Here is a 13,314-nt window from a genome sequence, read left to right as displayed (position 1 = left end):
TTTTTCTGACAGGGTTTCTTCAGGCGTTATCAGGAGTAAAAATGCCGCTCAGCCAATTACTGGCGCAAACCCGCCCGGCGATGGAATTGCTGGACGTCGCGCCCAAACCGCCGATTTGCCCCGCCTGGGCGATCTTTTTTAGTGCTTCCGATGGTCAAAGCCGTGCGCATATTGTGCAGGGCTCTGGCGACAGCTTCGATCAGGCCTGGCAGCAGGGCGTAGAGGCGCTGCTGCAGTGGCAGCAAAAGAGTGGGGCGGTGGTTTGCTGGCTGCGCGTTGACCTTGTGGATCAGGTGCAGGCCCTGCGCTGGGATAACCTGCAAGCCCGCTTAGCCAAGACCAAACGCAACTATTTTCGCTTCGGCATCAGCCTGGACCCAGCGTTTCGCTACGCGATGCTGGAGCAGGAGATTGCCGCCAACGCGCTGCTCTATCATGGCGATCACGGCGTTGCCACGCCCAATGCCACTAATCTGGCCCATTTTTCCCGCCGTCGCTTCGGCGCTGTGCTGAGCTGGCCGGAGGAGCCTGACCAGACGCTCTGGCGCTTCACCACCCGGGCGCTGTTTTGCGACGGCGAGCAGTTGTTACCCATCGAATCGACCGGGCGTAACAGCGGCTACCGCCAGCTACCCGACTGGCAGGCGACGGCGCTTGAGCCGATGATCGCCTCCGCCACCGACTACCTTGCCCGGCAGATCGCCCCCTCCGGGCGCTATCAGTACGGCTGGTTCCCCTGTTTCGACCGCGCCATTCCCACCTATAACGCCTTGCGCCACGCCAGCTCCACCTATGCACTGCTCGAAGGATGGGAAGTGACGCAGCAGCCTGAACAGTTCGCGGCAATCGAGCGGGCACTCAACGACCTCTGCGCCAGCTTTATTCGTACTTACCGGCTACCGGACGGCAGCGACGCCGATTTCCTGGTCGATACCGGGGATGAGATTAAGCTTGGCGGCAATGCGGTGTGTATTCTGGCGATGGCGAAATACAGCGAGCTGACCGGTGATGATCGGTATCTGGAACCGATGGCGCGGCTGGCGAACGGGATCGGCTTTATGCAGGATCCACAGACGGGCGGGTTTGTTCACGTGCTGAACGCAGGGGATCTGTCGCTGAAGGCGGCGCACCGCATTATCTATTACGACGGTGAGGCGGCGTTTGCGCTGATGCGTCTTTACGGACTGACTAAAGCGCCGCGCTGGCTGGCAATGGTCGAACGGGCGATGGATCATTTTATTGTGCAGAAGCACTGGCAGGCGCACGATCACTGGCTCAGCTACTGCGTCAACGAGCTGACGCGCTACCAGCCGCTGGAGCGCTATTACCAGTTTGGGCTGGATAACGTGCGCGATCATCTCGACTTCGTTCAGAACCGCGTCACCACTTATCCTACGCTGCTTGAGTTGATGATGGCGGCCTCACGGATGATCGCGCGGCTTGAGACATCGCCGCATAAACATCTGCTGGCGGGCTTCGACATGGCGGTGTTCAACCAGGCGCTGGAGAGCCGCGCCCGCTATCTGGCAAACGGCTTTTTCTGGCCGGAACTGGCGATGTTCTTTAAAAACCCGCCGCGCATCGTCGGCAGCTTTTTTATTCGTCACCACAGCTATCGCGTGCGAATCGACGATGTTGAACACTACCTTTCCGGCTATGTCGCGTACCGTAAGCGCTGGCTGGCCCGGTCAGGCGAGCAGTAAGTTACGTCATGCGGCTTTATCCTTCTCTTCTGGTGAGCTGTCGACGCTGGCTGTCGCTCTGGCTGGTGCTGCTGCTGGTTATCTCCCCCGGACTCGGCGCCGGGTGGGATTTCAGCGCCATCAGCACCCGTACCGAACGGCTGTATGGCCCGGCTACCCCCGCCGCCCGGCAGCGGATTGATGAGTGGGCAGCGTTGCTTAAACAGCCGTCGCAGGGCACGATCCATGACACCTTAAACCGGGTTAACCAGTTTTTTAACGCCCGGATGGCGTTTCGCGATGATATCGTCGTCTGGAAGCAGCAGGATTACTGGGCAACGCCAATTGAGTTTTTACGTCAGGGGGCAGGGGACTGCGAGGACTTTGCGCTGGCGAAATATTTCACCCTGCGCGAAATGGGCGTGCCGGCGAACCAGTTACGTATTACCTATGTTAAAGCACTCGAACTGAATCAGGCGCACATGGTGGTGACATGGTATTCCACCCCCACGGCGATCCCACTGGTTCTGGATAACCTGAAAACCGCCATCTTGCCTGCTACACAGCGTACCGATCTGCTTCCGGTGTATGCGTTTAACGGCGAAGGGCTGTGGCTACCGCAATCTGGCGGCAACAAACGCGTGGGTGACAGCAAACGGCTCTCCCGCTGGCAGGATCTTCTCACCCGTATGCGTGCAGAAGGATTTGTAATTCATGAATAGGATAGGGCCATGTCTCTTTATAAACAGCTACTGATTGGCATCTGTTTATTTACGCTCGTCATTTTCTGCGGCAACTTTTTCGTTACCCTGGAAAGCTCACGGGAGCAGTACCGCAATCAGCTTAGCGCCCACGCGCAGGACGCGGCGACGGCGCTGGGGGTGTCGCTGACCACCCATATCGACGATCCGGCCATGACCGAGCTGATGGTGAACTCCATCTTCGACAGCGGCTATTTCTATCGCATTCGCGTGATCGACATTAAAACCAATAAACCGATTATCGAGCGCAGCGACGTACCCCAGAGCACCCGTGTACCGCACTGGTTTGTGCGGCTGGTGAACCTCAGCCCAGGCGAAGGCGATGCCATTGTGATGCGGGGCTGGACGCAGGTTGCCCGGGTAGAAGTGGTCAGCCATCCGATGTTCGCCCTGGCCCGCCTGTGGAACAGTATCGTTGCCAGCTTTTTGTGGCTGATCGGCTGTAGCCTGCTGTTTGTGCTGGCAGCCACCCTGCTGTTGAACCGCATTCTGCGCCCGCTTAACTATATTGCCGGACAGGCGATGGCCATCTGCCGCCGCGAGTTTCTTAATATACAGGCGCTGCCAAAAACGCCTGAGCTGCGCCGGGTGGTGGACGCCACCAACATGATGGTGACCCAGCTCAAGGTGTTATTCAGCGAGCAGGCCCGGCGTACCGAAGCGCTGCGCCAGGAGGCCTATCACGACAGCCTGACCGGCCTGAGCAACCGCCGGGCGTTTGATATGCAGCTCCAGTCACGCCTGAGTGATGAAGAGAACGCCGCCGGCCACATTATGCTGCTGCGGGTGCAGGATCTGATGGGGCTTAACCACCGTCTGGGTGGGGCGAAATCCGATCAGCTGCTGGTGGCCGTGGCGGATATTCTGAGCGGCCTGCAGCGCAACTATTTCCACAACGAGGGGTTTGTAGCCCGCGTGCGCGGCGGGGAGTTTGCCATTATCGCCCCGCAGATCCTGGGCCAGGAGCTCGATAATCTGCGCAACACCCTCAGCACCCAGCTGAAGGCGCTGTCTGAGATGGGCATGAGCGACGTGACGCCGGTGGCGCATTTTGCCCTGGTGCCGTTTAACCCAGGCGATACGCCCCAGGCAGTACTGGCTCAGGCGGATCAGGCGCTGGCAAGAGCCGAAACCGAAATGCGCATCTTTGCGACGCCGGATACCGCATCGGCCACCGAGAGCGAAGACGATCATCACAGCTGGTACACCCGTCTGGACGCGGTGCTGACAAGCGGCGACTTTGCGCTCTTTTCACAGCCGGTCTACGCCTGCAACAGCGCGCGTGAGGTGCTGCATCATAAGATCCTCGCGCGAATTAAAACCCCGGAGGGGGAGCTGGTGCCTGCCGGACGCTTTATGCCGTGGATCCACCGGCTCAATCTCAGCCGCCGCATGGACATTGTGATGCTCCAGCAGACCCTAAGTGAACTGGCAAAATCACCGCGTCCGCTGGCGCTGAGCATCAGCGGGGCCAGCGTCGCGGATGACCAGAGCCTGAATGCCCTGTTGCAGCCGCTGAAAAGCGCGCCGCAGCTGGCAACCTGGCTGACGTTTGAGCTGGATGAGAATGAGCTGCCCGATGTCGAGAGGGTGAATGTTCTGGTCAGCCGCCTGAAGGCGTTGGGGTGTCGTCTGGGGATCCAGCACTTTGGCGGACGCTTCCACCTTATCGGCAATTTACCGCAATGGGGTCTGGCCTGGATTAAGGTTGATGGCAGTTATATTCGCGATATAGACAGCGAAGCCGATAAAAAACTGTTTATTGAGGCTATTTACTGGGCCGCCCGTCAGATAAATCTTCCCTTAATTGCCGAACGAGTAGAAACTGCGGGCGAGCTGGCGATCCTTGAAAAAATGGGGCTGTATGGCGCAATGGGACGCTATTTTGCTGATGCCAGTACGCTGGGCGGAAATTAACCTCACAGGCTATACAGAGGCTGAATATGTATTACGTAGAACGCGATACAGAAAGACGAATAATTCGGGTGGAGTTGACACCTTTTCCCGCAATGACAGAACAGCACGATCTCTGTACGCCCGAGATTGACGAGTGGCTGCGCCAGCGTGATATCCGCGAAGCCACGCTCTATCAGCTACGGCAAAGCGACCTTGAGATGGTGCGTGTGCTTGAGGATCTGATCGAGGTTCTGATGAGTAAAGGCGTTATCACCATTACTGACCTGCCGCCTGCCGCACAGGCCAAACTCACCAGCCGTGCGCAGGCGCGTCGCTCGTTGAGCGGACTGGAAGGATTAATCGCGGATGAGGACGAGGGGCTTATTTAGCCTCTTTTGCGTACCGGGATTAATCAACAATTAATAGGGGGATATTTCCCTGGCTCCCTATTTTGATAGTACAGATCTTTTTAGTTTCCTGTTTATTCATGGCATCTATTAATATAGCGCCCTGATCCGTATCTGCATCAATAAATCTGGTGCATAAAGGCGTATTGTAGTCATAGTTGCACAGCATATTACTAATACAGATTAAATACTCTTTTAGCATTCTAAGCCTGACAAATGGATGAATTGGGCAAGAAAAAGATTGAGGGAGACAATATATGAGTGGCGTATCCGGGATTGTCAAAGCAGTAATCGGGCAGGTATTTGCCGTCAGCCCTGACGGCAGTAAGCGTTTGCTCACCGAAGGCGACCGCGTTCTCGAGGGAGAACACGTCCAGACGGGAGCGGCTGGCGCAATTACCTTATCTTTGCCGGATGGCAAACAACTGGATCTAGGGCGTGACAGTCAGTGGGACAGCTCAGGGCACATAGTGGCAGAGGCCACGGCGACCCAGCAGCAGGACGTGGCAACCATCCAGCAGGCTATTGCCGACGGGCAGGACCCGACGCAAACCCTGGAAGCGACAGCAGCTGGTCCGCAATCCGGTAATTCTGGCGGCGAGCCAGGCGGCAGCGGCGGCGGGTCACATACCCACGTCGTGCTCGATCTTACCGGCGAAATTGTTGATCCCACTGCGGGTTACCCAACGATCGGCCTGGATTTCCCCGATGATGAGCCCCCGGAAGAATTAACGCTGCTCGATATTGATGATTCAGATGCTGATGCGGATTCTGATGCTGACGCGGATGCGGATGCGGATGCCGACGCGGATGCAGATGCCGATTCGGACGCTGACGCTGACGCGGATTCCGATGCCGACGCGGATGCCGATGCCGATGCGGATTCTGATGCGGATTCTGACGCTGATGCAGACGCGGATGCCGATGCGGATTCTGANNCCGANGCGGANGCNGATGCNGATGCNGATNCNGATGCAGATGCAGATGCAGATGCAGATGCNGATGCNGANGCCGATGCCGATGCCGATGCGGATTCTGATGCCGATGCGGATNCCGATGCAGATGCGGATGCNGATGCNGANGCNGATGCGGATGCNGATGCNGATGCNGATGCNGATGCCGANGCNGATGCGGANTCCGATTCTGACTCCGACGCAGATGCTGATNCCGANGCNGATGCNGANGCNGANGCNGACGCNGATTCNGATGCCGACGCNGATGCNGANGCTGATGCTGATGCTGATGCCGATTCTGATTCCGATGCCGATGCCGATGCCGACGCAGATGCGGACTCTGATGCCGACGCCGACGCCGACGCGGATGCCGACGCGGACTCTGATTCCGACGCCGACGTCAAACTAACCGTTACCGTCACTCCAGGCAGTAAGACGACCGAGACGACAGATGACCAGATCATCCACGTTAATGGCGGCAGCGGCGATCCTAACGGTTACGACATCCAGAACGGCGTGATTGTGGCGATCGGCAGCAACGTACATGTCTGGCTGACTCCGGATAGCCCGGACGGTAAGATCCAGGGCGACTTCGTGCCGAAGGCCGACAGCCCGGATCAGATCCACTACTACAACAGCCAGGGTAACGCCAATGCCAATAACGGCGACAAGACCTACACCGATATCTTTGTGGTCGGTGACCATACGGGTGGCTATTACCAGCAGGGTGACTGGCCGCAGGATCGCTATGAATTCCGACCGCTCAACGGCATCACTGGCAACCAGGGCTTACCTCAGAGCAGCGTGGGTAAGGACTATATCTTTGTTCAGGGGAATGAGGCTGACTACACCGTTACCGGTGTCGACCATCCACAGAATGGTAAAAACAACGATATAGATAACCTGCATGTGGTTGATAACGAGACCGGGAAGTCACCGTTCCAGAATGCCAACGGCATTGAAGGGGTGGTATTTGGTGACGGACCCTCTTCTGAGCTCGGTGGCAATACCACCGTCAGCTATACGGTGACGCTGAATCTGGATGTCAATCTCGAAAGCTCAGACAGCAGCGATCACCTTAACAGCATCACCCTGAGCGGTATCCCGGAAAACGCGACCTTTACCGGCAACTATGCGAGCGTCAGCTACAACGCCGAAGAGAAGAGCTACACCCTGACCTTTGACAACGACACCTCGCACTTCACCGGCCAGGTGAGCGTTGAGCTGCCGGACGGTCAGAGCGATTTCGGGGAGATCGGGCTGAAAGTGGACTCTACCGCCTTCGATCAACACGAAACCGACTTCACCGTTGACGGGAAAGAGGGCGGAACGTTTGTCAGCGAAAGCCACGGTGGAGAAGAGCACGCCGATGATAACGTTGACGATCGCTCTCTGATGGCTGACCACAGCGTTGAGGAGAATCATGTTGAAAGCGACAGTGAAGAGAATCACAAGCAGACGAGCAGCCTGACGGCTGATGAGCATGACGCCGACCACGCTCTGGCGAACGGGGATCACGCCGCATCGTTAATCGATGACGACAACCTGATGCTCAATACCAGCAGTGTGGATAACAACGGCACACCAACGGTCGATAATGCGCAGAGCGAAAACCTCACGCTCCAGAGTACGGATCAGGAGGAGCAGCTGAACTTTAGCGATCTCATTCATGATGAAGAGCATAACGATCTCAGCACGCTGATCCAGGCGGGGCCGCAGAGCGACACGGCGGAGGGCCCGGCGGAAGTCGAGCATGTTCCTGCTGAAGGCGGTGAGATCGCCGGAACGGAGGGGTATGACGCGGGTAACGACACGATGCTCGACAGTCTGATCGCCAAACCGGAAGAGCACGCCTGACTGGCGCCGCGCAGGGCTGGTCTGGCACTGCGCGGCAAACATTATTCAGGACAGACGAGGGATCCCGTCTGTCCGCAAAATCGCAGGGTACATTTTTCCCCCTCTCTCTGATGGGGTTTTCTCTGGTGAATATTGACCAATAATCAAGGGATATGAAGGAAAAAATAAGATGAAACAGTATAGTCAGTTCGTTATAGGGGCTACCCTGGCGCTGAGCGCCACATATAGCCAGGCCACGACCCTGGAACAGGCCGTGAAAGAGAGCCTGTTATGGCATCCGGAAGTTAACGCCTCGGTAAACAGCCGCTATTCCGCCGATCAGGATCTCCGCGCCGCCAAAGGCGGCTATCTCCCGACCTTGGATCTCACCGCCGGTACCGGCTGGGAACAAACCGATAACGCCAGCACCCGCGGGGCAGGCGATCATCTGCGTGATTTGCACCGCAGCGAGTCCGCCATCAATCTGCGCCAGAACGTCTTCAACGGTTTTGCCACCACCAGCGAAGTGGGCCGCCAGAAAGCGACGGTCAACTCCCGCGCCTGGACGGTAATGAATACCAGCGAATCCACCGCCCTGCAGGCGATCCAGAGCTATCTCGATGTGCTGATGCGCCAGAAGATGGTGGCGCTGGCAGAAGATAACCTGAAGAATCACGAGCGCGTATTCGATCAGATCCGCCTGCGTACCGAGCAGGGGGTGGGGCGTCAGGCCGATTTCGAGCAGGCCCAGGCTCGTCTGGCACAGGCGCGCAACAACCTGCTGACCGAGCAAACTAACCTCGAAGACGCCCGCGCCAACTACCAGAGTATCACCGGCCAAGAGCCTGACACTCTCGTCATGCCCGCCAAAATCGCGGTACCCGCCTCGCTGGAGGCCGCGCGGACCGTCATGCTGGCAAACAATCCGCTGCTGAAACAGGCCGATGCCGATGTGGAAGCGACCCGCCAGCAGTACGAGGCGGCAAAATCGCGATTTTATCCGGATGTGAACGTTGAAGTTGGCCGTACCATGGATAACAACATCGATGGAACCCGCGGTCACAGCCAGGAGTGGCAGGCGATGCTGCGCATGCGCTACAACCTCTATAACGGCGGCAGCGACCAGGCGACGCTCACCTCTTACGCCTACAAAATGAAAGAGGCGCAGGATGTGAAAAACAACGCCCAGCGTCAGTTGAACGAAGATCTCCGTCTGGCCTGGAACGCCCTGAAAAACGCCGGGCAGCAGGTGCCGATCGCCAAAGAGTATGCCGATCGCAGCGTGCAGGTGCGTAGCGCCTACCAGGAGCAGTTCAGCCTTGGCGACCGGACCTTGCTCGATATGCTGGACAGTGAAAACGAGGTGTTCAGCGCCCAGCGCCGCTACGTCGAGCTGCAGTTTGTCGACATGTTTACCACCTACCGCATCAGCGCCCGTACCGGCGAACTGCTTAAGAGCCTGAATATTCAGCCGCCGACGGCAGCGGAGCCGCTCACGCAAGCGAAATCTTCCCAGGCAGAACTGCCTGAATTAAAGTAAGACGCCCTGAGAGGCTGACGGGGTTGTTGCTGGCAGAGATAACGGCAACAACCCTCTCTTTTTTTATCTGCGGTTCCCGTCCGCAGAACACTGAGGCAGAGAATGACGCCTGATATTGACTCCTCTGATCGCATCGAGATGGCCCCGCAGGCGCAGGGCAGGCTGGATCCGCGGCAAAGCCATGACGATCCCCTGCTGGATGCGCTGATGATCGTCTGTAAATTGCATAACATAGGCACCAGCCGCAACGTCCTGACCGCGGGGTTGCCGCTGGCAGCCCACACCCTGACGACAGAGACCTTCCCCCGCGCCGCCGGACGGGCCGGGCTCAAGGCGCGGGTGGTGCAGCGTGGGCTTGAAAACATCACCGCGCTCTCTCTGCCCGCCATTCTCCTGCTGAAGAACAATCAGGCCGCGGTGCTGATTGGCTGGGATGCGCAGCAGCGCGCCCGGCTGCTGCCCAGTGAAACGGAGGGCGGTGAGATCACCGTGTCGCCAGAGACGCTGGCGGAGAATTACAGCGGCCGGGTGATTTTTATCTCTCCGGAACATGAGTTTGATGCCCAGCCGACGGCCACTCTGCCGCGTACCAAAGCCTGGTTCCAGGATACGCTCAAACTGTCGAAATCCCTCTACCTGGATGCGGTGGTCGCCAGTTTCCTCGTCAACCTGGTGGCGCTCAGCGCCCCGCTGTTTGTGATGAATGTCTATGACCGGGTGGTGCCCAATCAGGCCACCGCCACGCTGTGGGTGCTGGCGATTGGCATCAGCATTGCCTTTGTGTTCGACTTTGTACTGAAGATCCTGCGGGGAATTTGCCTCGATCTGGCGGGCAAAAAAACCGACCTCGTGGTCTCCTCGGCGCTGTTCGAGCGGCTGCTGGGGATGAAGATGAAGCTCCGCCCGCAGCGGGTGGGCAGCTTTGCGCAGAATTTCCAGGAGTTCCAGTCGATTCGTGATTTTCTGTCGTCGCTGACGCTGACCGCCTTTATCGATCTCCCCTTTACCCTGCTGATCCTGCTGGTGATTGGCATCATTGGCGGCCCGCTGGTGTTTATCCCGCTGCTCGCTTATCCGCTGGCGCTGCTGGTGAACTGGTTGATCCAGCGTCCGCTGATGTCGCGGGTCAGGAAGACCTATCAGCTCTCCAACGAACGCCAGGCGATGCTGGTGGAGACACTCACCGGCCTGGATGCCATCAAAATCAACAACGCCCAGAGCGAGCGTCAGTATCAGTGGGAGCACCTCACCGGTCAGCTGAGCAAGCTGGAACTGCGGGTGAAGTCGCTCTCCTATGTGGCGGTGAACTTTACTGCCTGGCTGCAGCAGTTCAGCGGCGTGGCCCTGATCGTGGCCGGGGTCTACATCATTATCGGCGGCAACCTGAGCATGGGCGGGCTGATTGCCTGCTATCTGTTGCACCGTCGCGCCATGATGCCCATCGGCCAGCTGTGCAGCCTGATCACCCGCTACCAGCGCGCGCGAATGACCAAGGCCACCATCGACCGGATGATGGATCTTGAGCAGGAGGTGCAGGACGACGAAGTGCCGCTGAAGCGGGAAACCCTCTCCGGCGCCATTGAGCTGCGCGATGTGACCTTTATCTATCCCGGCAATCAGTATGCCTCGCTCAGCAACGTCTCGCTGACGATCCAGCCCGGCGAGAAGGTGGGGATCATCGGCCGCAGTGGGTCCGGGAAAAGCTCGCTGGCGAAACTGCTGGTCGGGTTTTACCAGCCGGACAGCGGGAATGTGCTGATCGACGGCATCGATGCCCGTCAGATCGATGTTCACGATTTGCGGCACAATATCGGCTACGCGCCACAGGATATTCATCTGTTCAGCGGCACCCTGCGGGAGAACCTGGTGTATGGCGCCAGCTACGTTGATGACGAAACCATGCTGCGGGTGGCCACCCTGACCGGGGTGCACGAGTTTGCCCGTCGTCACCCCTCCGGTTACAACATGCAGGTGGGTGAGCGGGGAATGAGCCTTTCCGGCGGCCAGCGGCAGGCTGTCGCCCTGGCGCGGGCGCTACTGCTCGACCCGCCGGTGCTGTTGATGGACGAACCCACCAGTTCGATGGATAACACCAGCGAAGATCTGATCAAAAAGGCGCTTGCGCCAGTGATTGCCAACAAAACGCTGCTGATGGTCACCCACCGTGCGTCGCTGCTGACGCTGGTGGATCGTCTGATTATTGTCGACAACGGCAAAATCATTGCCGATGGCCCGAAAGAGAGCGTCATGAGTGCGCTGAAGAAGGGACAAATTCATGCGAATCGTTGAGATGCTTAGCCACCTGATGAGCTGGCTGTCAGGAGATAAACAGCCCGCACCGTTTACCACCAACGAGGTCAACAAAGCGTTGCTGGATGATGCCCCCCGGGTGGTGCGCGTCACGCTGTGGGCTATCTTCGCCTTCTTTATCGCCATGATCCTCTGGGCATCGCTGGCCAGCATTGACGAAGTGACGCGCGGGGAAGGGCGGGCGATCCCCTCATCACGTCTGCAGAAAGTGCAGAACCTTGAGGGTGGGATCGTGGCCGAAGTCTTTGTGCATGAAGGCGAGGTGGTGAAAGCCGGCGCGCCGCTGCTGCGTCTGGATGATACCCAGTTTCGTTCCAACGCCGGGGAGAGCGAAGCCGACCGGCTGGCGCTCCAGGCGCGCATCCAGCGTCTGACCGCGCTGCTGAACGATGCCACAACCCTGACCCTGGCGCCGGAGATAGTGAAGAAGGCGCCGGAGATCGCCAGCGGTGAGATGGAACTCTTCGCCAGCGTCAACAAACGTATTCAGAGCGAACTGGCGGGGCTCAACGAACAGCTGGTGCAGAAGAAGCAGGAGCTGCTCGACTTCCAGGGCAAAGCCAGCCAGTACCGTCGTAGCCTGGGGCTGCAGCAGCAGGAGGTCGCCATGTCTGAACCGCTGGTGGCGAAAGGGGCGATCTCCAAAGTCGAAGTGCTCCGCCTGCGTCGTGGCGTGGTAGAGACCCAGGGACAGCTCGACTCCGTGACCCTTGCCATTCCCCGGGCGGAAGCGGCCATCAAGGAGATTGAGAGCAAAGTCAGTGAAACGCGCGGGCGTTATCGCAGCGAGGCGCTGGGGCAGCTCAACGAGGCGCGAACCGATCTCAGCAAGATAGAGGCGTCGGGCAAGGCGATTTCCGACCGGGTGAACCGTACCCTGGTCACCTCGCCGGTGCGCGGCGTGGTGCAGCAGCTAATGGTCAACACCATCGGCGGCGTGATCCAGCCGGGCAACGACCTGGTGGAGATTGTGCCGCTGGACGACAAGCTGCTGGTGGAGGCCAAAATTCGCCCGCAGGACATTGCGTTTTTACGTCCGGGCCAGGAAGCAACGGTGAAGTTCACCGCCTACGACTACACCATCTATGGCGGCCTGAAGGGAACGCTGGAGCAGATCAGCCCTGATACGGTAACCGACAAAGACGGGAAAAGTTTTTACGTGATTCGCCTGCGCACCGATAAAAACCATCTCGGCACGGATGAAAAGCCGCTGTTAATTATTCCGGGAATGGTGGCGTCGGTGGATATTATTACCGGTAAGAAAACGGTGATGGCCTATCTGCTGAAACCGATTCTGCGCGCCAGAGCGGAGGCGTTCCACGAGCGTTAATAAGTATGGAGAAAGGCCACCTCGCCGGGAGGTGGCTTTTAAGTGTTACCACATCAAATCGTCAGGCACGACAAAATCGGCGTATGGATCGTCTTCATCCTTCGCTTCCTGCGTCAGCTCACCGCTGAAGACGATATAGCTCGCATCACGCTGCATAATTTTATTCGCCACAACGGCAGGGATGATGGCGTATTCGCTCTCGCGACCCGCTTCAGCAACCAGACGCGCAATCGCCAGACGGCCATTGACCAGCTGTTTTTGCGTGGTCTTATCCACAGTGATTTTTTTAATCAGATTGCCGTCGGTGAAGTTAAAACTGATATCGCCTTTGGCAATCACAATGCGGTTCATCTCAATCAACTGCTTGATCTGCGCCTTATACTCTTTTGCCAGCGTCGCCTGCTTTTGCTGTTCGCTAAGCTCTTTATCGCGCTCAATTTGCGCCTGCTTATTCACTTCTACCGCTTCCCGGGCTTCGCGCGCCTGGACGCGGGACTTTTTAGCGGTGCGCTGCACTTTTTCCAGCTTTTTACTGCTGACTAAGCCAGCTTTCAGCATCTGCTCTTGTAGTGTGAGTTTGGTCATCGTCGTTTCTGAAA

Annotated in this window: 9 protein-coding genes and 1 pseudogene; 9 read left to right on the top strand and 1 reads right to left on the bottom strand. The window is 58.0% G+C overall.

The genetic code is table 11. The annotated features are described in order from the left end of the window. The first annotated feature begins 41 nt into the window (after positions 1-41). The 9 genes and pseudogenes from ACOKCT_RS08760 to ACOKCT_RS08720 all read left to right on the top strand — a co-directional run bounded on the left by ACOKCT_RS08760 (position 42) and on the right by ACOKCT_RS08720 (position 12,715). Complete coding sequence (locus tag ACOKCT_RS08760) at positions 42-1,703, top strand: Mur ligase (RefSeq protein ID WP_103180597.1); 1,662 nt, start codon at positions 42-44, stop codon at positions 1,701-1,703. A gap of 8 nt (positions 1,704-1,711) precedes the next feature. Further along, on the top strand, positions 1,712-2,404 hold the full coding sequence (lapG, locus tag ACOKCT_RS08755) for a cysteine protease LapG (protein ID WP_103180595.1): 693 nt from the start codon (positions 1,712-1,714) through the stop codon (positions 2,402-2,404). Between the two features lie 9 nt (positions 2,405-2,413). Next, positions 2,414-4,360, top strand: coding sequence for a cyclic di-GMP receptor LapD (gene lapD, locus ACOKCT_RS08750; RefSeq protein ID WP_420193380.1), 1,947 nt, complete (start codon positions 2,414-2,416; stop codon positions 4,358-4,360). 26 nt (positions 4,361-4,386) lie between these two features. Further along, complete coding sequence (locus tag ACOKCT_RS08745; RefSeq protein ID WP_156654981.1) at positions 4,387-4,728, top strand: tryptophan synthase subunit beta; 342 nt, start codon at positions 4,387-4,389, stop codon at positions 4,726-4,728. A 275-nt stretch (positions 4,729-5,003) separates the two neighbouring features. Further along, a pseudogene (locus ACOKCT_RS08740) lies at positions 5,004-5,683 on the top strand (retention module-containing protein); the annotation flags it as partial. A 286-nt stretch (positions 5,684-5,969) separates the two neighbouring features. After that, positions 5,970-7,556, top strand: a 1,587-nt coding sequence (locus ACOKCT_RS08735; RefSeq protein WP_420193379.1) for a hypothetical protein, incomplete at its 5' end; no start/stop codon positions are given. 169 nt (positions 7,557-7,725) lie between these two features. Next, a complete protein-coding gene (locus tag ACOKCT_RS08730; RefSeq protein ID WP_263950368.1) occupies positions 7,726-9,075 on the top strand; it encodes a TolC family outer membrane protein in 1,350 nt (449 codons plus the stop codon). Positions 9,076-9,213: 138 nt separating this feature from the next. After that, on the top strand, positions 9,214-11,364 hold the full coding sequence (locus ACOKCT_RS08725) for a type I secretion system permease/ATPase (RefSeq protein ID WP_420193405.1): 2,151 nt from the start codon (positions 9,214-9,216) through the stop codon (positions 11,362-11,364). Beyond that, positions 11,351-12,715, top strand: a complete 1,365-nt coding sequence (locus ACOKCT_RS08720; protein WP_420193378.1) for an HlyD family type I secretion periplasmic adaptor subunit — start codon at positions 11,351-11,353, stop codon at positions 12,713-12,715. Before ACOKCT_RS08725 ends, ACOKCT_RS08720 begins: the two co-directional genes overlap by 14 nt. A gap of 45 nt (positions 12,716-12,760) precedes the next feature. Here ACOKCT_RS08720 and ACOKCT_RS08715 read toward each other — a convergent pair whose 3' ends face one another. Next, on the bottom strand, positions 12,761-13,300 hold the full coding sequence (locus tag ACOKCT_RS08715) for a DUF2058 domain-containing protein (RefSeq protein ID WP_159339639.1): 540 nt from the start codon (positions 13,298-13,300) through the stop codon (positions 12,761-12,763). Positions 13,301-13,314: the final 14 nt, after the last annotated feature.

The sequence above is a fragment of the Leclercia sp. M-A074-M genome (assembly GCF_965195605.1).
Lineage (GTDB): Bacteria > Pseudomonadota > Gammaproteobacteria > Enterobacterales > Enterobacteriaceae > Enterobacter.
This window is presented reverse-complemented; position numbering and strand designations above follow the sequence as displayed.